Annotated in this window: 17 protein-coding genes and 1 riboswitch; of the genes, 8 read left to right on the top strand and 9 right to left on the bottom strand. The window is 74.8% G+C overall.

Features of this window, described 5'->3' with window-relative positions:
- Positions 1-79 precede the first annotated feature (79 nt).
- From Q5761_RS08185 to Q5761_RS08195, 3 genes are all read right to left on the bottom strand, one after another.
- Entirely contained in the window at positions 80-1,618 is a 1,539-nt protein-coding gene (locus tag Q5761_RS08185; RefSeq protein ID WP_318750203.1) for a carboxypeptidase regulatory-like domain-containing protein, read from the bottom strand.
- Between the two features lie 379 nt (positions 1,619-1,997).
- Positions 1,998-4,541: a 5-methyltetrahydropteroyltriglutamate--homocysteine S-methyltransferase gene (gene metE / locus Q5761_RS08190; RefSeq protein ID WP_318750204.1), complete on the bottom strand. Its 2,544-nt coding sequence runs from the start codon at positions 4,539-4,541 to the stop codon at positions 1,998-2,000.
- A gap of 118 nt (positions 4,542-4,659) precedes the next feature.
- A riboswitch (SAM riboswitch) is annotated at positions 4,660-4,775 on the bottom strand.
- Positions 4,776-5,007: 232 nt separating this feature from the next.
- Positions 5,008-5,451: a hypothetical protein gene (locus tag Q5761_RS08195; protein ID WP_318750205.1), complete on the bottom strand. Its 444-nt coding sequence runs from the start codon at positions 5,449-5,451 to the stop codon at positions 5,008-5,010.
- A gap of 441 nt (positions 5,452-5,892) precedes the next feature.
- On the opposite strand from Q5761_RS08195, the gene cobA reads away from it, so the two are divergent.
- From cobA to Q5761_RS08235, 8 genes are all read left to right on the top strand, one after another.
- A complete protein-coding gene (gene cobA / locus Q5761_RS08200) occupies positions 5,893-7,665 on the top strand; it encodes a uroporphyrinogen-III C-methyltransferase (protein ID WP_318750206.1) in 1,773 nt (590 codons plus the stop codon).
- A 5-nt stretch (positions 7,666-7,670) separates the two neighbouring features.
- Positions 7,671-9,395: a nitrite/sulfite reductase gene (locus tag Q5761_RS08205; RefSeq protein ID WP_318750207.1), complete on the top strand. Its 1,725-nt coding sequence runs from the start codon at positions 7,671-7,673 to the stop codon at positions 9,393-9,395.
- Between the two features lie 13 nt (positions 9,396-9,408).
- Entirely contained in the window at positions 9,409-10,227 is an 819-nt protein-coding gene (locus Q5761_RS08210) for a phosphoadenylyl-sulfate reductase (RefSeq protein ID WP_318750208.1), read from the top strand.
- A 95-nt stretch (positions 10,228-10,322) separates the two neighbouring features.
- Positions 10,323-10,781: a hypothetical protein gene (locus tag Q5761_RS08215; RefSeq protein WP_318750209.1), complete on the top strand. Its 459-nt coding sequence runs from the start codon at positions 10,323-10,325 to the stop codon at positions 10,779-10,781.
- Between the two features lie 22 nt (positions 10,782-10,803).
- Positions 10,804-12,840 (top strand): adenylyl-sulfate kinase, encoded by a 2,037-nt coding sequence (cysC, locus tag Q5761_RS08220; protein ID WP_318750210.1) that lies wholly within the window; start codon positions 10,804-10,806, stop codon positions 12,838-12,840.
- Between the two features lie 36 nt (positions 12,841-12,876).
- On the top strand, positions 12,877-13,593 hold the full coding sequence (locus Q5761_RS08225; protein WP_318750211.1) for a nicotinamidase: 717 nt from the start codon (positions 12,877-12,879) through the stop codon (positions 13,591-13,593).
- 248 nt (positions 13,594-13,841) lie between these two features.
- On the top strand, positions 13,842-14,513 hold the full coding sequence (locus tag Q5761_RS08230; RefSeq protein WP_135225785.1) for a response regulator transcription factor: 672 nt from the start codon (positions 13,842-13,844) through the stop codon (positions 14,511-14,513).
- A 346-nt stretch (positions 14,514-14,859) separates the two neighbouring features.
- Positions 14,860-15,441, top strand: coding sequence for a redoxin domain-containing protein (locus Q5761_RS08235; protein ID WP_243123424.1), 582 nt, complete (start codon positions 14,860-14,862; stop codon positions 15,439-15,441).
- A 97-nt stretch (positions 15,442-15,538) separates the two neighbouring features.
- On the opposite strand, the gene Q5761_RS08240 is transcribed toward Q5761_RS08235, so the two are convergent.
- The 6 genes from Q5761_RS08240 to Q5761_RS08265 form a co-directional block, all read right to left on the bottom strand.
- Positions 15,539-17,185, bottom strand: a complete 1,647-nt coding sequence (locus Q5761_RS08240) for a glycerol-3-phosphate dehydrogenase/oxidase (protein WP_243123427.1) — start codon at positions 17,183-17,185, stop codon at positions 15,539-15,541.
- Positions 17,186-17,480: 295 nt separating this feature from the next.
- Positions 17,481-18,980, bottom strand: coding sequence for a glycerol kinase GlpK (gene glpK / locus Q5761_RS08245; RefSeq protein ID WP_318750212.1), 1,500 nt, complete (start codon positions 18,978-18,980; stop codon positions 17,481-17,483).
- A gap of 36 nt (positions 18,981-19,016) precedes the next feature.
- Positions 19,017-19,508 carry a dihydroxyacetone kinase phosphoryl donor subunit DhaM gene (dhaM, locus tag Q5761_RS08250; protein ID WP_318750213.1) on the bottom strand — a complete coding sequence of 164 codons (492 nt, stop codon included), beginning with the start codon at positions 19,506-19,508 and terminating at the stop codon, positions 19,017-19,019.
- A complete protein-coding gene (dhaL, locus tag Q5761_RS08255) occupies positions 19,505-20,173 on the bottom strand; it encodes a dihydroxyacetone kinase subunit DhaL (protein ID WP_318750214.1) in 669 nt (222 codons plus the stop codon). The genes dhaM and dhaL overlap by 4 nt, the downstream gene beginning before the upstream one ends.
- Position 20,174: 1 nt before the next feature.
- Entirely contained in the window at positions 20,175-21,176 is a 1,002-nt protein-coding gene (gene dhaK / locus Q5761_RS08260) for a dihydroxyacetone kinase subunit DhaK (RefSeq protein ID WP_318750215.1), read from the bottom strand.
- 18 nt (positions 21,177-21,194) lie between these two features.
- On the bottom strand, positions 21,195-21,908 hold the full coding sequence (locus Q5761_RS08265) for an MIP/aquaporin family protein (RefSeq protein ID WP_318750216.1): 714 nt from the start codon (positions 21,906-21,908) through the stop codon (positions 21,195-21,197).
- Positions 21,909-22,221: the final 313 nt, after the last annotated feature.

The following is a 22,221-nucleotide window of genomic DNA, read 5'->3' on the forward strand; positions in this document are numbered from 1 at the left end:
CGGGCTTCCAGACGACGAGCGGTCCCCCGTCCGCGCCGGGGGCGGTTCGTCGCCTCCCCACCCCGGGCTTGCCCTGCGCCTACCGGCAAATCCCGCCGCCCTTCCTCGCCCAGCGGTGCACCGTCCAGCCGGCGCCCGCCAGCAGGCCGCCCGCGACGAGGAACGCGAGCCCGTTGCCGCCGGTGAAGGGCAGCTCGCCCCGCCGGCCGCGGTGGTCGTCGGCCGGCGCCCCCGCGCCGGCGTCCTCGCCGTCGGTCCCCGGTGTCGTCCCGGGGCCCGGCTCGCGCCGATCCGCGTCGCTGCCCGGGGTCTCGCCCGGTTGCGTCCCCGGACCCTGGTCCCCCGGTCGGTCGTCTCCCCCCGGCCCGCCGGGCGGCGTCCCGCCGCCGCCGGAGCCGTCGTCCGGCGGGCTGCCGGGCGGCGTCCGGGTCGGCTGCAGGCACACCTTGACCGTGACGACGCCGTCGGGGCCGATGGCGAGGGGTCCGACGGTGGCGTCCGCATACCCCTCCGCACCCGCGGACACCGTCAGCCGGCCGTCATCGGGCCGGCCGATCTCAAGGGCAAAGCGGCCGCCGAGGTCGGTCTTGACCAACCCGAGGTCGATCCCACCGTCGTCGGCGACGGAGACGGCGGCCCCCGGGATCGGCAGACCGGTGAGGATGTCACAGACGAGACCGGTGACGATCCCGGTGGGGAGCTCGATGCGGGTGGCGCCGTCGCCCCCGGGTTGGCCGCCCGCCCCGCCGCCGGCGTCGTCCCCGCGGCGGACGCGGAGGCCGCCTCCCAACCCCACCTCCAGGTGGCCATCGCCCAATTCGAGGTTCAGCCTTGGCCCGCCGGACCCGCCGCCGGCCCTCCCGCCGCGATCGGGACGGGCGATCGGCAACCCGGCGACGACCCCGCCGAGGACGCCCTCCACGGCGCGAAGCCCACCGTCCAGGGCGCCCGTGAGCGTCCCCGTCGTCCGGTTCACCAGGCTCCCCGCCGCTTCGCCGGCGACGGTGCCGACCACGCCCTGGAGCGCACCGTGGACCCCCTCCACGGCACCGGTCAGGGGAGCCGCCGATCGCGGCGACGCATCCCGCCCCCCCCCCGCCGCCGCGGACGACCCGGAGGACGGCGGGGCATCGCCCTGGCTCGCCTCGGCGGGCGGCTGCGTCCCTGGGCGGACGACGTCGGTCGCGGTGCGCCCCACCTGCGAGAGGGTGTTCCCGAGGGTCCCCAGGACGGAGGCCGCACCCTCGGCGGCCGGCCGGTACCGACCGGCGGCGGTCCCGGACGCCCGAGCCGCCACCTCGGTGGCCGATGATGCCGACCCGCCGTCCTCCGAGGGAACCGTCCTGGATCCGCCGGTGCCGGCCGCCTCGGCCGCCACCGGCCAGCCCCACGACCCCGTCGCGACCAGGACCAGCGCCAGCGCGGTGCCCCACACCCGTGTCGCCCGGCCGATGGCCGCCCCTCGCGGCCACCGATCCGGGCACCGGGGACGGAATCGCCCCGGAGCCCCTGTCGTCGCCCGCGCCCGTCGGGGCGGCCGTCCGCCCGAGACGTCCACCGGCACGATCCGTCCTGGCCAGGCGGTCGCGTTCCCGCGGCTCCGCGGATCTCCCTGCATGGCTCTCCTCCCCCAGACCGACTGAATGGTCGTTAAGTGTTACAGGCATTCGTGGGGCTCGACCTTTTTCTGACAAGGGGAGGCGCCGTGTTGCTGACAAGCGGAGGCGGTCTGCCCATGGCAGGCCGCCTCCGCCAGGCCGGTGGCGTCGGGGCGCCGCCGCGCCGCGGCAGGCGGGGCGGGCCGCGGGGTCCGCAAGGTTACCCGCCCGACCCCGCCGCCTGGGGCTTCTCCCCGGTCCGCACCGCGCATCCCAGCCCCGCCGCCGGCGGCTTGTCCCCCGTCCGCACCAGGCGGCCCGGCCTCGCCGCCGGCGGCTTGCCCCCCGTCGGCGCCGCGCGTCCCGACCCCGGCGGCGGATCGCCCCCGCTCCCCCGGGCTACCGCCGGCCGGCGGGCACCGCCGCCCACTCCTGGCGCAGCTCCCGCGCGGCCTGGACCATGTGGCGCAGGGCGGGTTCGACCTCCTCGTAGCGCCGGGTCTTGAGGCCGCAGTCGGGGTTCACCCAGAGCTGCCCGGGGTCCAACACCGACGCCGCCTTGCGCAGCAGATGCTTGATCTCGTCCACCGACGGCACCCGCGGCGAGTGGATGTCGTACACGCCGGGGCCGACGTCGCTGGGGTAGCGGTGCTCGCCGAAGGCGTCCAGGAGCTCCATCCCCGACCGGGACGCCTCGATGAGGATCACGTCGGCGTCCAGGGCGGCGATGGCGTCCAGGATGTCGTTGAACTCCGAGTAGCACATGTGGGTGTGGACCTGGGTCTCGTCCCGCAAGCCGCCGGTCACCAGGCGGAAGCACTCGGTGGCCCAGGCCAGGTAGGCCGCGCGATCGGCCCGCCGCAGGGGCATGGCCTCGCGGAAGGCCGGTTCGTCGATCTGGATCACCCGGATCCCCGCTGCCTCCAGGTCCTGGACCTCGTCGCGGATGGCCAGGGCGATCTGGCGGCACGTCACCTCCCGCGGCTGGTCGTCGCGGACGAAGGACCACTGCAGGATGGTGACGGGTCCCGTCAACATGCCCTTGACGGGCCGCTCCGTCAGGGACTGGGCGTAGGTGATCCACTTCACCGTGATGGGGCCGGGCCGGGCCACGTCGCCGTAGAGGATCGGCGGCTTGACGCATCGGCTGCCGTAGCTCTGGACCCAGCCGTGGCGGGTGAAGGCGAAGCCCTCCAGCTGTTCCGCGAAGTACTCCACCATGTCGTTGCGCTCGGGTTCGCCGTGGACCAGCACGTCCAGGCCCAGCTCCTCCTGCAGCCGGATCACCCGGCGGATCTCGGCGCGGATGCCCTCCTCGTAGGTCGCGTCGTCGATCTCCCCCCGCCGCCACCGGGCCCGGAGCCGGCGCACCTCCGGCGTCTGGGGGAAGGAGCCGATGGTGGTGGTGGGAAGGAGCGGCAGCCCGAGCCGCTCCCGCTGGCGCGCGCGGCGCTCGGGCGCCTTGGAGGGCCGCCGGGCGTCGTCGGGCTGGAGCCGCGCCACCCGCTCCTGCACCTCGGGCCGGGTCCGGCGGGGCGAGCTGCGACGGGCGGCCACGGCCGCACGACTGGCGGCCAGGGCGTCGGCCACGGCCTGCCGCCCCTCGTTCAGGGCGCGGGTGAGGACGGCCACCTCCTCCAGCTTCTGCTTCGCGAAGGCCAGCCAGCCCTTGATCTCCGGGTCGAACTCCGTCTCCAGCTCCAGGTCGATGGGCACGTGCAGCAAGGAGCACGACGGCGCCACGAAGATGCGTTCGGGTCCCAGCACCTCCCGGGCGCGTTCGAGGCGCTCCAGGGCCGCCTCCAGGTCGGTCCGCCAGACGTTGCGGCCGTCGACCACGCCCAGGGACAGGTGCAGGGTCGGCGGCACGCCGGCCGCGAGCACCTGCTCCAGCTGGCCGGGATCCCGCGCCAGGTCGAGGTGCAGGGCCTGCACGGGCAGGCTCAGGGCCAGCTCCAGGTTGTCCCGCAGGCCCTCGAAGTAGGTGGCGAGGAAGAGCTTCAGCCCCGGGGCCGCCTGAGCCAACTCCGCGTAAGTCCGTCGGAAGGCGTCCCGGGCCGGTTCGTCCAGGTCGAGGACCAGGAAGGGTTCGTCCAGCTGGACCCACGTGGCGCCGGCGGCCTGAAGCTCCCGCAGCACCTGCCCGTACACGGGCAGGAGGCCGTCGAGCAGGGCGAGCCGCGGATCGGACGAGACGCCCTGGGCCACCCCGGCGGCCGAGGGCGCCGGGGCCGAACCCTGGCCAACCGACCCGGACGAACCGGCCGACCGGCTCGCGGACCCCGGCCTGCTGCCGTCGGCGGCCGCGGACGCCGTGGCGCCGCGAATCTTCGCCAGCAGGAGGAAGCTGACCGGCCCCAGCAGCACCGGACGCGCCTCGAACCCCAGCGCCCGGGCCTCGCGGAACTCCTCCACCACCTTGCGGGACGCCAGGTGGAAGGTCTGGCCTGGCTCCAGCTCGGGCACGATGTAGTGGTAGTTCGTGTCGAACCACTTGGTCATCTCCAGGGCGGGGACGCCCTGGCCGGGCGTCCCCCGGGCCATGGCGAAGTAGACGTCCAGGGGCACCCCCGGGGGAGCGGCGGCCGGAGCGTCGCCGGATCCCGCGGACCCGTCCGCCCCGAGCCCGCCCTCGGCGCCGGTCGTGGCGCGACGCGCGGTGGCAGGGTCGCCCGACCCCTGCGGCGTCCAGCCGTAGCGGGCCGGGACGGCGCCCACCATGCAAGCCGTGTCCAGCACGTGGTCGTAGAGGGAGAAGTCGCCGGCCGGGACCACGTCGAGGCCGGCCTGCCGCTGCAGCTCCCAGTGGCGACGCCGCAGCTCGGCGGCCCTGCGGAGCAGCTCGTCCGCCGGGATCTTGCCGTCCCAGTAGGCCTCGAGGGCCTGCTTGAGTTCCCGGCCCGCGCCGATGCGGGGGAAACCCAGGTTCGTCGCCAGCGCCATCGATCCTCGCCTCCTCGGCCGGGCGGGATCGCCCCCTGCGGGGGTCGCCTCCCTCCCGGGGTCGATCCCGCCCGACAAATGAAAACCCTCTCCGGGAAAGGAGAGGGGGCCTCGCCTTTCCCTATCTCCCGGGAGGACGTCTCCCGCGGGAATTGGCACCGTGCCGCCGCGTACGCCCGGCGGCCGGTTGCCGTGGCGTCATCGGGCCCGTCCCTCGGCCACTCTCGATAGGGCGTCGTGCTGGGGTATGACTGGGATCGCGCCGCGGTCGCCCAGTGAGCGCGGGCCGCGGACGTTGGGGACTGCTATTCGGGGTGCGGACGCGAAGTCCTTCCCCCGGCCACCTCCCTTCACGGCGTCGCGAGCCGCTTCCTGCAGGGCGCCGGGCCGCGGCGTCTGGGCCTGCCATCGCCTCCAACCCGCCATCGGCGCAGGCTCGGGCTCCCCCGTCACAGGTCGATGCCCGTCAAGGGCGGACCAGGTCGCGCCACTGCTGCCGGTACATCCACGCCATGTCCCAGTAGGCGAGCCACGTCCGCTCCTTCCAATGGGCTAGCCGCTCCGGGTCCCGCACCAGCAGCGCGATGCCCCGGCTGGCCCAGAACCGCAGGGGCAGCGGCGCCGCGACCAGGTCGACGACGTCGACGGGCAGCCGCACGACCCTTTCGCACGCGCGCCCGATGGCGGCTAGCGTCGCCTCGTCGAGGGGCCACCCATCCCGGCTGTGGAGGGCGACGTCGAGGTCCCTGTAGGGCAGTCCCTCGAAGAACGATCCGAAGCCCAGCGCGAAGTCCAGCTCGTCCCACTCCGCGAGCACGCGCCCGACGGCCATGCCCAGCGCTTCGCGCTCCGAATCGGCCGCCGCCGGGAACACCCGTCGCAGCCCCTCATCCACCACGCTCCTCGCCACCCTTCTCCCTCAGGTCCTCGACGGCCTCGACGAACCGGTCGAGATCGCCCAGGCTGTCCCGGAGATGGCGGTGAAGGACGCGAGCATCCACACCCCAACCATCCCCTCGACGCGATGCAGGGGCTCCGGCGTCGTCGCCAGGGGCGGCCGGTGCCCGAGGTGCGGCTCGCCGCCATGCCCACGGCGCGGCTCGCCGAGCCGGCACGCCGTACGCCTCCGTCACGACGATTCTACCCGATACGCGTCCGTACGCGCCGCGACCTCCGCTGCATCCCCTCCCCACAGCCCTCGATGCCCCCTGGCGTCCGGGAGGAGGCCTTGACACCACCCGCCCACCCGACTTCAATGGGGACTAAGTAAACTAACTCAATCGTATTTGTTGGGAATAGGGTGCTCCGCAGCGGAGCGCCACGAGGACCGACGCGGGTGGGAGCGACGCCTGTGGGAACCGATGGTGGGCTGCGAGGACCCGACGGCACCGCGCCCGGTCGCGTTCCTTACTATCCCGTCATGCTCGATCTGCGGGACCGGCCGTGCGTGGTGCTGGGCGGGGGTCGCGAAGCCGAGGCCAAGGTGCGCGGGCTCCTGGACGCCGGCGCTCGGGTGACGCTGGTGGCCGCCACGGCCACGGAGGCCCTCGCCCGCTGGGCGGCCGAGGGTCGGATCCGCTGGATTCGGCGCGAGTACCGACCCGGCGACCTGGCCGGGTTCGTCCTGGTCATCGCGGCCACCGGCGATCCCGACCTCAACCGGCGGATCCGCCGCGAGGCCGACCGGCGCCACCTGTGGGTCAACGCCGTCGACGACCCGCCCCACTGCAGCTTCATCCTCCCCGCAGTGCATCGCCAGGGCGACCTGGTGGTGGCCGTCGGGACCGGCGGGCAGAGCCCTGCGCTGGCGGCGCGCCTGCGCGACCGGCTGGCCCGCGAGCTGGGGCCGGAGTACGCCACCTGGATCGCGCTGCTCGGGTCGATGCGCCCGGCGGTGGCCGCCCGCATCCCCGATCCCGACCGGCGACGGGCCCTCTGGTACCGCATGGTGGACTCCGAGGGGCTCGCCCTGGTCCGTCGTGGGGACGTGGAGGGAGCGCGCCGACTCCTCGAGGCCCTGCTCGACGCGGCGGCCGGTGGGCCGGCGGACGCGCCCCCTGCGTCGGCCGCGCTGACGCCGCACCCGACCAGCCGCCCCGGCGACGCGGCACCGGACCCTCGGGCCGACGGGTTCGCCGAAGGGGCGGACCCCGCACCCACGGCCGTGGCCACGACGAGGGTCGGGACGGCGCCGGCCGGTGCGATCTCGGGCTCGGCCCACGGCGTCCAGGGCCGCAGCCGCCAGGCGCCCGCTGAGCCCAGCGTGCCCAGCCCCCTGCCGGGGCACCCTCAGCCGACGCGCTCGCCCAGCCACCAGGGCCCGGGTACCGTCTACCTGGTCGGTGCCGGCCCCGGGGACCCCGAGCTCTTGACGTTGCGGGCCGCCCGGATCCTGGCCGAGGCGGACTGCGTGCTCTACGACCGCCTGGTCTCGCCCGCCGTGCTGGCCCGGGTGCGCCCCGGCGCCGAGCGCATCGCGGTGGGCAAGGCGCCCCGTGGCGCCGGCGGGTCGATGGCCGCCTGGAGCCAGGAGGCGATCCTGGATCTGTTGGCCGACCGCGCCCGGCGCCACCGGGTGGTGGTCCGCCTCAAGGGCGGCGATCCCATGGTCTTCGGCCGGGGCGGGGAGGAACTGGCGGAGCTGCGCCGCCGCGGCATCCCGGTCCAGGTCGTGCCCGGGGTGACGTCCGCGGTGGCGGCGCCCGGCTTGGCGGGCATCCCCCTGACCCTGCGCGGGGTGGCGTCGTCCTTCACCGTGGCCAGCGGCCACTGTCAGGCCGGTTCGTCCCAGGACTGGGCCCGGCTGGCTGCCGCCGACACCCTGGTGGTGCTCATGGGCGTGGCGAACCGCCAGGCCACCGCGCGGGCGCTGATCGAGGCGGGGCGCCCGCCCGCCGAGCCGTGCGCCTTCGTGGAGTGGGCCAGCTGGCCCCGGCAGCGGGTGATCCGGGCGACCCTGGAGGCGGTCGCCGCCGGCTGCGTCCAGACGGAGGCACCGGCCGTATGGATCATCGGCCCGGTGGCCGCCTGGGCGGACGAACCGGCGATCCGGGGCACCCCACCGGCCGCCCGGGTCGACGCACCCTCGTCCCCGGCTCCCGTCCGCGGAGCGTCCAGGAGGTGACCCTCATGGCCGGCCTCAACCCGCCCGAGGTCCCCAGGACCCCGGCGAGTCCGTCGTCCGCGGAAGGTGCCAGCCCCCCACCGGCCGGCGCCCATCCGCGGGGTTCGGATCGCGACGGCGCCCGCCCCGGCCGGGCGCGGCGCGAGCGGCGCCCGCTGACCTGGGAGGAGGTGCGCCGCCGCAACTACGTGGAGCGCGTCAAGCACGAGAAGCTGCCCTTCGACCTGCTGGACGAGCTGCCGCGGCTGGCCGCCACCCACTACGAGGACATCCCGGAGGACGACATCCTCCGCCTGCAGTGGTGGGGGCTCTACCACGACAAGCCCAAGGTCGGCACCTTCATGATGCGGGTCAAGATCCCGGGCGGCATCGTCACGCCCCAGCAGCTGCGGGTGATCGGCGAGATCTCCCGCCGCTTCGGGCGCAACAGCGGCGAGATCTCGACCCGCCAGAACATCCAGATCCACTGGATCGAGCTCAAGGACGTGCCGGCCATCTTCGACCTGTTGCGGCAGAACGGCCTCACCACCGCGGGGGCGTGCGGCGACATCCTGCGCAACATCACCGGTTGCCCGGTGGCGGGGATCGACGCCGGCGAGCTCTTCGACACGCGACCCTACGTGCGGGCCCTGGCCGACTTCTTCTACCACAACCGCGAGTACAGCGACCTGCCGCGCAAGCACAAGTGGACCCTGGCGGCCTGCCCCCACCAGTGCAACGCCCCGGAGATCCACGACGTCGGGCTGGTGGGCACCGTGGTCGACGGGCAGCCGGGCTTCGCCGTGCTGGTGGGGGGCGGCCTCTCCACCTACCCGCGCCTGGCCGAGCCCCTGGGCGTGTTCGTCCCGCCGGAGGAGCTCATCGACTTCCTCCGGGCGCTCTTGGAGGTGTGGAGCAACGACCTCACCTACCGGGCCAACCGGGCCAAGGCGCGCTTCAAGTTCATGGTGGAAGACCACGGCCCCGAGGCGATCCGCCGCCGCATCGAGGAACGCCTGGGCCGCCCGCTGCGACCGCTGGCCGAGGTGCCCCGGCCCGCCGGCCGCACGGGGCATCTGGGGATCCACCCCCAGAAGCAGGAAGGGCGCTACTACATCGGCTTCCCCGTCTTCCCCGGCCTGATCTCCGGCGACCAGATGGTGGCCGTGGCCGACCTGGCGGAGGCCTACGGCGAGGACGTGCGCTTCACCCGCGAGCAGAACCTGATCATCACCGGCATCGCCCGGGCCGACGTGGACCGGGTGGTGGCGGCCATGGCGGAGCTCGGCTTCCCGCTGGACGTCAACCCGGTGCGGGGCGGCAGCATCGCCTGCACCGGCAACCCCCACTGCAACTACGCCGTGGGCGACACCAAGCCGCAGCTGGTGCGGCTGGTGGAGCGGCTGGAGGCCCGCTTCGGTGAGGCCATCGCGGACCTCCACATCCACCTGGACGGTTGCCCCCACGCCTGCGGCCAGCACTGGGTGGGCGACATCGGGATCCAGGGGACCACGGCCCGGGACGAACGCGGCGAGAAGATCCCGGCCTACGACATCCTGCTGCGGGGCGGGCTCGGCCCGGAGGCGGCCATCGGCCGGCCGGTGGCCCGGCGGGTGCCCGCCGACCGGCTGGGCGACTACGTGGAGCGCCTGGTCGCCTTCTACCTGGCCGAGCGGCGCCCGGGGGAGTCGCCCCAGGCCTTCTTCCGCCGGCACGACGACGCGCAGCTGCTGGCGGTGATGGAGGGTTGAAGGAGGGATCGCCGTGCAGCCGTCGAGCACGCCCTCGCGCCCCGCGCTGATGGACGACTACGAGGCGGGCCAGTGGGCCGTCCACTTCGAGGACCGGGAGCCCGAGGACCTGCTGGAGTGGGCCTTCGAGCGGTTCGGCACCCAGCGCCTGGCCCTGATCTCGAGCTTCCAGGCCGAGTCCAGCGTGCTGATCGACATGGCCTGGCGCATCAACCCCCAGGTGCGGGTGATCACCGTCGACACCGGGCGACTGCCCCAGGAGACCTACGAGCTGATCGACCGCGTGCGGGAGCGCTACCGCATCGCCGTCGAGGTGGTGATGCCCGATCCCGTGCTCATCGGCCGCATGGTGCGGCGCCACGGGATGAACCTGTTCTATCGCGACGTCAACCTGCGCCTTCTCTGTTGCCACCTGCGCAAGGTCCTGCCCCTGCAGCAGGTGCTGGAGGGCCTGGACGCCTGGGTGACCGGCCTGCGGCGCGCCCAATGGGCGACCCGGGCCAACATCCGGAAGGTGGAGATCGACCACGACCACGGCGGGCTGGTCAAGCTCAACCCCCTGGCCGACTGGAGCGACGACGACGTCTGGGATTACATCCGCCAGAACGACGTCCCCTACAACGCCCTCTACGATCGGGGCTACACCAGCATCGGCTGCGCCCCCTGCACGCGCCCGGTGGAACCCGGCGCCGACCCCCGCAGCGGCCGCTGGTGGTGGGAGAAGGACGCGCCCAAGGAGTGCGGGATGCACTGCCCCATCGAGACCGGCGGCTTCGAGCACGAGGTGGAGGCGATCCTCGGGCACGACCTGGGCGGCCAGCTGAACGAATAGGGCGCAGCCTGGGTCGCCGCGGGGAGGATCGCGGACGCGGCGGCGCCACCAGGGACCGGGACGGGGCGCCGTCGGCCAAGAGGGGGGTGGGTCCATTGCCCGTGCACCTGCCAGGGGAGACGGCGGCCATCGTGCGCCAGGAGGCGGCCGCCTTCGCCGCCCAGGCCGCCAGCCCCGCCGTCCGCGAGGCCTTCGACCGGCTGGCCGCCGCGGCGGCGGAGGGCTCCGTGCCCGACGACCTGCTGGCGCTGCTGGGCCAGCTCCTCCAGCTCACCCTGACCAGCGGCCGGATCGCGGCGCGCTATGGCCCGCGGGAGGAACAGGCCCTGGGGGAGGTGTACCGGCGCACCCCGCCGGGACGGGAGCTGGAGGGGCAGGTGGCCGCGGTCAACGCGGCCCTGGCCGCGCTGGAGGGGCTCCCCCTGGAGAGCCTGCGCCTGGCGGCGGCGGGTCCGGGCCGGTTCCGCCTGGCCGTGGAGGCCGGCGGTCGGCGGCTGGTGCTGGACCTGGGTCCGACCGACGCCACGGCGCGTAGCCTGGAGCTGGCGATCTAGACGGGAAAGGTGGTGCTCGACCTTGCCCCACCGCGGGGTGACGGTGTGGTTCACCGGCCTGCCCGGAGCCGGCAAGTCGACCCTGGCCCGCCAGGTGGCGGGCCGGCTGCGGCAGCAGGGCCTGCCCGTCGAGGTCCTCGACGGCGACGTCCTGCGCCAGAGCCTGTGTCGCGACCTGGGCTTCTCCGCCGACGACCGCCGGCGGCAGGCGGAGCGGGCGGCCTGGGTGGCGGCGACCCTGACCCGCCACGGGGTGATCGTCCTGGTGGCGGTCATCGCCCCCTACAGGGACAGCCGGGAGCAGGCCCGACGCGAGATCGGCGACTTCCTGGAGGTGTACGTGCGGGCGCCGCTGGAGGTGCTGATCCAGCGGGACCCCAAGGGCCTCTACCGCCGGGCGCTGGCCGGCGAGCTGCGCGGCCTGACCGGCCTGGACGACCCCTACGAGGAGCCCCTGCAGCCGGATCTGGTCTGCGACACCGCCCGCGAGACCGTCGCCGAGAGCACGGCCCGCGTCCTCGCCCTGCTGGAGGAACGCGGCTACGTGCCGGCGGATGCCGCGGCGGCCCGTGGGGCCGGTGCCGGCGGATCGCCCGGCGGCTCCACCGGGGCGGAGCCCGACGCCACCCCGGGCCGCGGGGGGCCGGTGCCGGGGGACGGCGCCGCGACCGGCGATGGCCGGCGCGGGGTGGCGGTCGCGGGGCGGCGCCCCGCGACCGCCACCGCGGCGGGACCGGGTACGGCCGCCGCGGCCGTGCCGGGCCCCATCGCCCCCCACGGCGGTCGGCTGGTGTGGCGGGTGCTGGGCGGTGAGGCACGCCGGGCCGCCCTGGAGCGCGTCGCCGCCCTGCCCCGGCTGCCGCTGGACGAACTGGCCGCCGCCGACCTGGAGCTCCTGGCCACCGGCGCCTACAGCCCGCTGACCGGCTTCATGGACCGGGCGGACTACCAGGCCGTGGTGGAGGCCATGCGCCTGGCCAGCGGCGTGGTGTGGCCCCTGCCCGTCACCCTGGCCGTCTCTCGGGGGGAGGCGGCGGGGCTGCGGGAGGGGCAGGAGGTGGCGCTGGTCGACGCCGACCACGAGCCGGTGGCGATCCTCCAGGTGACGGACGTCTTCCCCTACGACAAGGAGCGGGAGGCGCGGGCGGTCTTCGGCACCGCGGACCCCGCCCATCCCGGGGTCGCCCGGCTCCTCCAGCGGGGCGAGGTGCTGGTTGCCGGCCCCATCTGGTACCTGGGCCGGCGGGATCGGCCGCTGCCCGTGGGACCCGACGGCGAGGCCACCGAGGGGCCGGCGCCCGAACCCGTGGAACGGGGGTCCGGCGCCGCGGCCCAGGCCGCAGACCCCTTCGCCCCCTACCGGCTGACGCCGTGGCAGACGCGGCGACGCATGGACCGGTACGGCTGGCGGACCGTGGTGGGCTTCCAGACCCGCAATCCCGTCCACCGCGCCCACGAGTACCTGCAGAAGGTGGCCCTGGAGATGGTGGACGGCCTGCTGCTCCACCCGCTGGTGGGGCCGACCAAGGCCGACGACGTGCCCGCCCCGGTGCGGCTGCGCTGCTACCTCGAGCTCCTCCGCCACTACTATCCCGCCCAGCGGGTGCTCTTCGCCGTCTTCCCCGCCGCCATGCGGTACGCCGGGCCGCGGGAGGCGGTCTTCCACGCCCTGTGCCGGAAGAACTACGGCTGCACCCACTTCATCGTCGGCCGCGATCACGCCGGCGTGGGCAACTACTACGGGCCGTACGACGCCCAGCGCCTGTTCGACCGGTTCGACCCGGACGAACTCGGCATCACGCCCCTCAAGTTCGAGAACGCCTTCTTCTGCCGGCGCTGCGGCGGCATGGCCACCACGAAGACCTGCCCCCACGGCGACGACGACCGGCTCCTGCTCAGCGGCACGCGGGTGCGGGCGATGCTGGCCCGCGGCGAGCTGCCCCCGCCCGAGTACTCGCGGCCCGAGGTGGCGCGCATCCTGGTCGAGGCGGCGCGTGGCGCGGTGGCCAAACCTGGGGCCCATGCCAACGCAGAGGGCCAGGTTCGGGCCAGTCTATAATGGAAGGGAACGAGCCCGAAGGGGGGCAGCACGACCATGGACCAGCCTGACGGCCGCCCCGCCCATCCTCATCCGCAGGAGCCCGGTGGCGACCCCGGCGCCACCGTCGGCACCCCCACGGCCGCCGGCGCCACCGTCGACCCGGACGCCGCCGCCCGCGACCCGGAGGGCGCCCTGGTGGTGGTCGACGTCCAGAACGACTTCTGCCCGGGCGGTGCCCTGGCGGTTCCCCAGGGCGATGGGGTGGTCCCGGTCCTCAACCGCTGGATCGACGCGTTCCGCCGTGCCGGCCGCGTGGTGGTCTACACCCAGGACTGGCACCCGCAGGACCACGTCAGCTTCCGGCAGCGCGGGGGCCCGTGGCCGCCCCACTGCATCCAGGGGACGCGGGGGGCTGCCTTCCACCCCGACCTCCTGGTCCAGGGGACCGTGTTCCGCAAGGGCTTCGACGCCGACCGGGAGGCCTACAGCGGCTTCGACGGCGCCCTGGCCCGAGGCGAGACCGGCGTGGAGCCGGAGGTGGACCTGGCCGGCTGGCTGCGACAGCAGGGCGTGCGGCGCCTGTACGTGGGCGGGCTGGCCACGGACTACTGCGTGCGGGCCACGGTGCTGGACGGGCTGCGGGAGGGCTTCCAGGTGACCGTACTGGTCCCGGCGGTCCGGGCGGTGGACGTCAGCCCCGGCGATGGCCGGCGCGCCCTGGAGGAGATGCAGGCCCGCGGCGCCGTCCTGGCGGGCGGGGAGGCCCCGTGACCGTGTCCCGGGACGAACGCGGCCCCCTCCCAGGGCCGGCGGCCGGGCAGGCGGCGGCCGGCAGGGACGCGGCGCTCGGCTCAGCCAGGCCCGCTGGTGGGGTCGGGGCGGCGAGCTCCGCGGCCGGTGCGAAGGCTGCGGCCAGGACCGATGCGGCCCAACCCGGCGGGTTCGGTCGGTCGAGGGCCGCCGCTTCCCATCGTTCGACCGGCCCCACGGCTGGGGAGCCGGCGGCGACCGGACCCGCCGTGCTGGTCGTCGACGACGAGGAGTCCCTCCTGGAGCTGGTCGCCTACAACCTGCGGCGGAACGGCCTCGAGCCCGTGCTGGCGCGGGACGGCGCCGAGGCGCTGCGTCGCCTGGAGGAACGGCGGCCGCAGGTGATCATCCTCGACATCATGCTGCCCGACACCGACGGCTTCACCCTGTGCCGCCACTTGCGGGAGCGGGGCGTCCAGACGCCGATCCTGATGCTCACCGCGCGGGACAGCGAGATCGACAAGGTGCTGGGGCTCGAGCTGGGCGCCGACGACTACGTGACCAAGCCCTTCAGCCCCCGCGAGCTGGTGGCGCGCATCAAGGCGCTCCTGCGCCGGACCGAGGGCCGCCGCCAACAGATCGGCCCGATCCTGATCGACTACACCGGCCACGAGGTGTACCGCGACGGCCAGCGGGTCCAGCTGACCCCGACGGAGTTCAAGCTGCTGGCCACGCTGGCGTCCGAGCCCGGCCGCGCCTTCTCCCGGCAGGAGCTGCTGGACCGGGTGTGGGGCGAGGAGTCCTTCGGCGACCCCCGCACCGTGGACGTCCACGTCCGCCACCTGCGGGAGAAGCTGGAGCGGAACCCCAGCCAGCCGGAATGGATCCTGACGGTGCGGGGCCACGGCTACAAGTTGAACTCGCCCCTGCCCCGCCTGTGAGCGGCCGCGGGACGTCCGCAGCTCCGGACGGACCACACCGCGGCCGCCGCCTCCGGCGCGCCGAGGGCGACCGGCTCGCATCGGCACCGGCCTTCCTGGCACCTCACCCGCTGGGTCGCCGCATCCGGCAGTCCGACGCGCGGAGGGCGATGGGCTCCCATCGACGCCGACCTTCATGGCGTCTCACCTGGCAGGTCGCCGCGTCTGACGGTCCGAGGCGGAGGGCAACCGGCCCGCATTGCGCCGTGGGGTCCTGGTCCGTGCCGGGCCGGGGCCGGGGAAGGCCATGGGTCGCCGGGGCCTCGCACCCCGTCCACCGGGGTGAAAGGGTTGGGGGGTGAAGGGTGTGGAGCGCGGGAACGCCGACGTGTCCACCGCCGAACGCCACGTCCCGGCCTCGCCACCCCCGGAACCGGGCTTGGCCGATCGGCTGCGGGAGCGCTGGCTCCGCCGGCGCATGCCCCGGCCCGGTCGGCCGGCGCCGGACTTCGACCTGCCCCTGGCGGGCGTCGGCGACCGGCGGCTCCGCCTGCGGGACCTGCGGGGACGGCCGGTGGTGCTGCTGTTCTTCCCCTTCGCCTTCAGCCCGGGGTGCTGCAACGAGGTGGAGGCGTTCACCGCCCACTACGATGCCTTCGCCGCCCGCGGCGCCGAGGTGGTGGGCATCAGCACCGACAGCCCCTTCGCCCTCCAGGCCTGGGCGGAGCGGTACCGCGTGCCCTTCCCCCTGGCGAGCGACTACAACCGCCGCGTGATCCGAACCTACGGCGTGGCCATCGTCCGCTGGGGGCTCGGCCCCTTCGCCGACCGGGCCGTGTTCGTCCTGGACGAACGCGGCCTGGTGCGGTGGACCTGGCGTGCGCCGGACCTGGGCTACCTGCCCGATCCCCGCGAGGTCCTGGGCCACCTCGCCGCCTCCACGCCGTAGGTCTCCCGGTCGCCATGCCGCCCCACCGCGACGGGTGCAGGCGTCTCCACGTGACATGACATGGCCCGCGACCCGGTCCCTGCCCGGCATGCCGGCCTCAGAGGGCCTCCCGCCAGGCGTGCATGGCCTGGACCTGGCCCAGGTAGGCGGCCACCTCCGCGTCGCGGCGGGCCTCGTCCCAGCCCAGCACCTCGCCCATCGCCGCCGCCGCGTCGGCCGCCACGCCCCGGCCGTTGTCGGTGCTCCACAGCGCCTCGGGTACCCGTCGCCACAGGGCGTCGGCCAGGGTGCAGGCCATCTCCTCCGCCGCCGCGTACCGGACCGCCGCCCGCACCCGCGCCGCCCGCGGGCCGGCCTGGAGGTCCTCCGGTCGCAGGTGGCCCAGGACGCGGTCCACCTCATCGCCGAAGTGGCGGGCCAGCCACCGCAGTTCTTCCACCGGCAGGCCGGTTCGCGCCGCCCTCTCGCGCAGCTCCGCCTCCCCCGGTGGCCGGTGGCCGCCCGGCAGGGGCTCCTCGTCCGCCGGCGCGCCCCGGGTCTCGGGGAAGACCCGGTCCACGATGTTCCGCGCCATGGCCTTGTACGCGGTGAGCTTGCCGCCGGCCACGGTGATCAGGCCCGAGGGGCTCCAGTAGAGCTGGTAGTCCCGGGAGATCGCCCCCGGGTCGCGGGCATCCCCGGGGTCGATCAACGGCCGCAGCCCGGCCCAGGCGCTGATCACGTCGTCGGGGCCCAGGCCGGCGTCGGGGAAGTTGCGGTGCAGCGCCGCCAGCACGTAGCGCACGTCGTCCGCCTCGGGCTGCGGCCGGGCCGGGTCGTCCCGGTAGACCGTATCCGTGGTCCCGGCGTAGGCGAACTCGGCCCGGGGTACGGCGAACATGATCCGGCCGTCCGGCCCGCGCATGGTCACGGCGTGGCGAAGGGGCAGCCGCTCGCGGGTGAAGGCGATGTGGATGCCCTTGGTCAGGCGCAGGAGGCGGGGCGACGCGGGGTCGTCCAGGCGGCGCACGTGGTCGGCCCAGGGACCCGTGGCGTTGAGGACCTTTCGCGCGCGGACGACGAACGCCTCGCCTGGGGTGGCGCCCCCCTGGTCGGGGCCCCCGCCGGCCAGGCGGTCGCGAACGCGCACGCCCACCACCTGGCCGCGTTCGTCCTTCACGAAGCCGACCACCTCGGCGTAGTTGACCACCACCGCCCCCGCCGCCGCGGCCTGGCGAGCGACGGTGGCCGTCAGACGCGCGTCGTCGGTGACGGCGTCGACGTACATGCCGGCGCCCACCAGCCCCTCCCGCCGCAGCAGGGGCTCCTCCCGGAGCACCTCCTCGGGGCGCAGCATGCGGTGGCGGAGGGTGCCGAGGCTGCGGCCGGCGTACCGGTCGTAGAGCCACAGGCCGATGCGCAGCTGCCAGAGGGGGTCGGGGTCGCCCCGGTAGACGGGGAAGACGAACCACTCCGCCCGCACCAGGTGGGGCGCCAGCCGCAGCAGCCGCATGCGCTCCACCACCGCCTCGCGCACCAGGCGGAAGTCCCGTTCCTTGAGGTAGCGCAGGCCGCCATGGATGAGCTTGGTCGAGCGGCTGCTGGTGCCGGCGGCGAAGTCCCGTGCCTCCACCACCGCCACCCGCAGCCCCCGATGGGCGGCCTCCCGCGCCACGCCGCTCCCCGTGATGCCCCCGCCGATGATCAAGAGGTCGAAGGTCTCCTGCTGGAGCTGGGCCAGTGCCCGCTGCCGATCCACTGCCACCGCCTCCTGCCCGCGGATCGCCCTCGCATCGCCGGCCCGCCGCCGGCCGGCGCAGCCTCCCGCGATCCCCCCGCCGCCGCACGCCCGTCGCTGCGCCGCCGCGGCCCGCGGCCCGCGACATCGGGCGCGAGGTGGGCCCCGGCCCCGGGCCCGCCAGCCCCTGCGGGCGCCCCGCCCGGGGCGCCCGGGCGGCCGAGAGCCCGAGGCGAGGAGGCCCGGGCGCGGGGCGGGGCGGCCGGTGCCACCGGCCGCCCCGCCCCAGGGCGTGCCCCCCGGCCGGCCGCGCCGGTCCGGCTCACTGGGCCGGTTCCTCCCAGCCCTTGGCCCGTTCCACCGCCCGGCGCCAACCGGCGTACAGCCTCTCCCGCACGTCCTCGGGCATGGCCGGCTCGAAGCGCCGGTCCCGCTGCCAGAACTGCTCGATCTCCTCGCGGCTCTTCCAGAAGCCCACCGCCAGGCCCGCCAGGTAGGCGGCCCCCAGGGCCGTGGTCTCGTTGACCACCGGCCGGTCCACCGGCACGCCCAGGACGTCGGCCTGGAACTGCATGAGGAAGTCGTTGACCACCGCGCCGCCGTCGACCCGCAGGGCGCTCAGGGTCAGGCCGGAGTCGGCCTCCATGGCACCCAGCACGTCGCGGGTCTGGTAGGCGATGGACTCCAGGGCGGCCCGGGCCAGGTGGGCCCGGCCGGTGCCCCGGGTGATGCCGACGATGGTGCCGCGGGCGTAGGGATCCCAGTACGGCGCGCCCAGGCCGGCGAAGGCGGGCACCAGGTAGACGCCGCCGGTGTCCTCCACCGACCGGGCCAGCGGCTCGGTGTCGGCCGCCTTGTCGATGATCTTGAGCTCGTCGCGCAACCACTGGACCACCGCGCCGGCGATGAAGATCGAGCCCTCCAGGGCGTACTCCACCTTGCCGTCGATGCCCCAGGCCACCGTGGTGATCAGGCCGTGCTCCGAGCGGGCCGGCCGCTCGCCGGTGTGCATCAGCACGAAGGCGCCGGTGCCGTAGGTATTCTTGGCCATGCCGGGCCGGAAGCACGCCTGGCCGAACAGCGCCGCCTGCTGGTCGCCGGCGATCCCGGCGATGGGGATGGGCCCGCCGAACAAGGCCGGGTCGGTCTCCCCGTAGACCTGGCTGGAGGGCCGGACCTCGGGCAGCATGGCCCGCGGGATGCCGAGCTCGTCGAGGAGCTCCTCGTCCCAATCCAGCGTGTGGATGTTGAAGATCAACGTACGGGAGGCGTTGGAGTAGTCGGTGAGGTGGACCCGCCCGCCGGTCAGCTTCCAGACGAGCCACGCGTCCACGGTGCCGAAGAGCACCTCGCCCCGCTCCGCCCGCTGCCGCAATCCCGGCACGTGGTCCAGCAGCCAGGCGATCTTCGTGCCGGAGAAGTAGGGGTCGATCACCAGCCCCGTCTTCTCGCGGAAGAGCGCCTCGCGTCCCCGCCGCTTGAGGTCGCCGCACAGGTCGGCGGTGCGCCGGTCCTGCCAGACGATGGCGTTGTGCACCGGCTCGCCCGTCTCCCTGTCCCAGACCACGGTGGTCTCCCGCTGGTTCGTCACGCCGATGGCGGCCACGTCGGCCGGCGACGCGCCGGCCTCCTTGAGCACCGCCTTGGCCACGGCGATCTGCGAGTCCCAGATGTCCAGGGGGTCGTGTTCCACCCAGCCCGGCCGCGGATAGATCTGCCGGAACTCCTGGTTGCGCACCGCCACGATGCTGCCCTGCCGGTCGAACAGGATCGCCCGCGAGCTCGTGGTGCCCTGGTCCAGGGCGAGGACGTACCGCGCCATGCCTCGTTCCCTCCTCGGGCTTCTCCGCCCCGCGTTCTATTCGGGGACCTTGCGCATCCCCCGGGCCTCCTCGGCCCGCTGCCGGACCGTCGCCGCCGCTTCGCCCACCGAGGCGGCCACCGCCGCCAGCACTGCACCCTCCACCAGGGGCGCGTCGGCCACGTGCACCCGGGCCCGTCGGTCCTCGGCCAGCAGCTCCAGGGCCGTGACCGCGTTGAGGTAGGCGCTGCCGAGGTCCACCAGCACCACGACCCCGGCCGCCCGACGCAAGGCCTCCTCCAGCACGGCCAGGATGCGGGTGGCATCGGTGCCCAGGGTGCCGTCGTCGAGGCCGCCGGCGACCAGGATCGGCACCGCGGGCCCGGCCATCTGGGCCGCCAGCTCCCGCACCCCCTCGGCCAGCCGGCGGCTGTGGGACACCAGCACCAGGGCGGTGGGGGTCGGCGACCCCGCGCCCGCGCCGGATGCCGAGCCGCCCTGGCCCCCTGGGCTCGGCGATGGCCCCCTGGCCTCCAGGCCAGCGGTCATGGGGCCTTCCCGCCGGCCAGGGTCTCGGCCGCCGCCTGCATCATCAGGGCCGCGCTGAGGGAGCCGGGGTCCCGGTGCCCCCGGGACCGCTCGCCGAGGTAGCTGGCCCGCCCCTTGGTGGCCACCAGGGGGATGGTCCGGTCGGAGCCCTCCCGCGCGGCCCGGGCGGCCTCGGCCAGGGCCTCGGCGAGGTCGGCGCCGCGGCCGAGGGCCGCCTCGAGCGCCTCCACGGCCGGCGCCAGGGCGTCGATCATGGTCTTCTCGCCCACCGCCGCCTTGCCCCGTTCCTGGATGCCGGCCAGCGCCGCCCGGAAGAGGGCCGCCACGTCCGTCGGCTCCAGGACGGCCTTGCCGCCCGCCGCGGTCGCCGCCCGCAGGAAGGCGGTGCCGTACAGCGGACCGGAGGCGCCGCCCACCTTGGCGATCAACGCCATGGCCACGGCCTTGAGCAGGTCCGCCGGGCTTGCCCCCTCGCCGGGGAGCCGCTCCAGGGCGGCCTGGAGGCCTCGATCCAGATTGGTCCCGTGATCGGCATCGCCGATGGCGGCATCGAGGGCGGTCAGCTCATCCTTGTGCTCCGCCACGAGCTGGGCGAAGCGCCGGATGAAGGCCCGCACCCGCCCGGCGTCCACGCCCCGCCCGGCCACCTCGCCTGCCCCGCCCACCTCAGACCCCCCAACGCAAGGCCGGCGTGTGCACCGGCGCATCCCAGAGCCGCAGCAGTTCGTCGTCCGCCCGCAGCAGGGAGATGGAGCAGCCCTGCATCTCCAGGCTGGTGATGTAGTTGCCCACCAGGTTGCGGACGATGGCGATGCCCCGCTGCTTCAGGATCTGGGCCAGCTGGCGGTAGACGATGTAGAGCTCCATGAGCGGCGTGCCGCCCATGCCGTTGACCATGGCGATCACCTGCTCGCCGGCTTGGAGGCCCAGGTCGTCGATCACGGGGCCGGCGAGCATCGCGGTGATCTCGTCGGCGGGTCGCAGCTTCATCCGCTCACGCCCCGGCTCGCCGTGGATGCCGATGCCGATCTCCATCTCGTCCTCGCCGAGCTCGAAGGTGGGCGAGCCCTTGGCCGGCACCGTGCACGAGGTCAGGGCCATGCCCATGGACCGCACGTTCTCGCTGACCCTGCGGGCGATGCGCTCCACCTCGTCCAGGGAGGCGCCCGCCTCGGCCGCGGCGCCGGCGATCTTCTCGACGAACACGGTCCCGCCCACACCCCGGCGGCCGGCGGTGTAGAGGGAGTCTTCCACCGCCACGTCGTCGGCCACCAGCACCGAGCGCACCTCGATGCCCTCCGCCTGCAAAAGCTCGGCCGCCAGCTCGAAGTTCATCACGTCGCCGGTGTAGTTCTTCACAATGAACAGGACGCCGGCGCCGCCGTGCACCGCCTTGGCGGCTTCCACCATCTGGTCGGGCACGGGGCTGGTGAACACCTCGCCGGGGCAGGCCGCGTCCAGCATGCCGCGGCCCACGTAGCCGCCGTGCAGCGGCTCGTGGCCGGAGCCGCCCCCCGAGATCAGGGCCACCTTCCCCTGGACCGGCGCATCGGCGCGCGCCACGTACCGGGGCTCCAGGTGGACCCGCACCAGATCGGGATGGGCCAGTCCCAGGCCTTCCGTCGCCTCGTCGACCACCGCCTCGACTCGGTTGATCAGCTTCTTCACGGGGCGGTCCTCCTTCGATCAGCCGAACAGGGTCTGGAACAGCAGGGCGCCCAGGATGCCGCCGATCACCGGCCCCACCACGGGAATCCAGGCATAGCCCCAGTCGGAGCCGCCCTTGCCCGGGATCGGGAGGACGGCGTGGGCGATGCGCGGCCCGAGGTCGCGGGCCGGGTTGATGGCGTATCCCGTCGGCCCGCCCAGGGACAGGCCGATGGCCCAGACCAGGAAGCCGACCAGCAGCGGCGACAGGCCGCCCGCCAGCTGGTTCGCCGGGTGGCTGATGCCCAGCACGCCCAGGACCAGCATCGCCGTGCCGATGATCTCCGTCACCAGGTTCGCTCCCGGACTGCGCACCGCCGGCGCCGTGGAGAACACCGCCAGCTTGAGCTCGGCATCGTCGGTGACGGCCCAGTGCGGCAGGTACGCCAGGTAGACCAGCACGGCCCCGAGGAACGCGCCGAGGAACTGGGCGATGATGTACGATGGCACCTGGGACCACGGGAACTGCCCGATGGCCGCCAGGCCCAGGGTGACGGCGGGATTGATGTGGGCCCCGCTGACGTGCCCCGTGACGTACGCCGCGATGGCCACGGCCAGCGCCCATCCCGTGGTGATGACGATCCACCCGCCGTTCTGGCCCTTGGACCGGTTCAACAGCACGTTGGCGACGACCCCGTCGCCCAGCAGGATCAGGATGGCGGTGCCGAGCACCTCGCCGAGAAACGGACTCACCGGTCAACCCCCCTCGATTGGTGTGGGCGGCCGCTTCCCTTCTTATCCCCGCGGGCTCCAGGGTTTCCGACCCCTTCGCCGTGCGGTCACCGGCTCCACGCCGCCGGATCGCCGCGGCTCGGCCGCCGGGCGCCGACGCGCCCTCGCTCACCTCCTCCCCGCCCGGCCGCCGACGGGTCCCGGGCCGCCGCCCCAGCCCGGCCCGCCGCCCCGGCGAACCGCCCCGGTCATCCCAGGCATGCCCTGACGACGAAGGCCCTGCGCGAAGCGGGAAACGCCACGCCTCGCGCAGGGCCTCTCTCCCAGGTCTCCG

The sequence above is a fragment of the Thermaerobacter composti genome (assembly GCF_033582035.1).
Taxonomy (GTDB): Bacteria; Bacillota; Sulfobacillia; order Thermaerobacterales; family Thermaerobacteraceae; genus Thermaerobacter; species Thermaerobacter composti.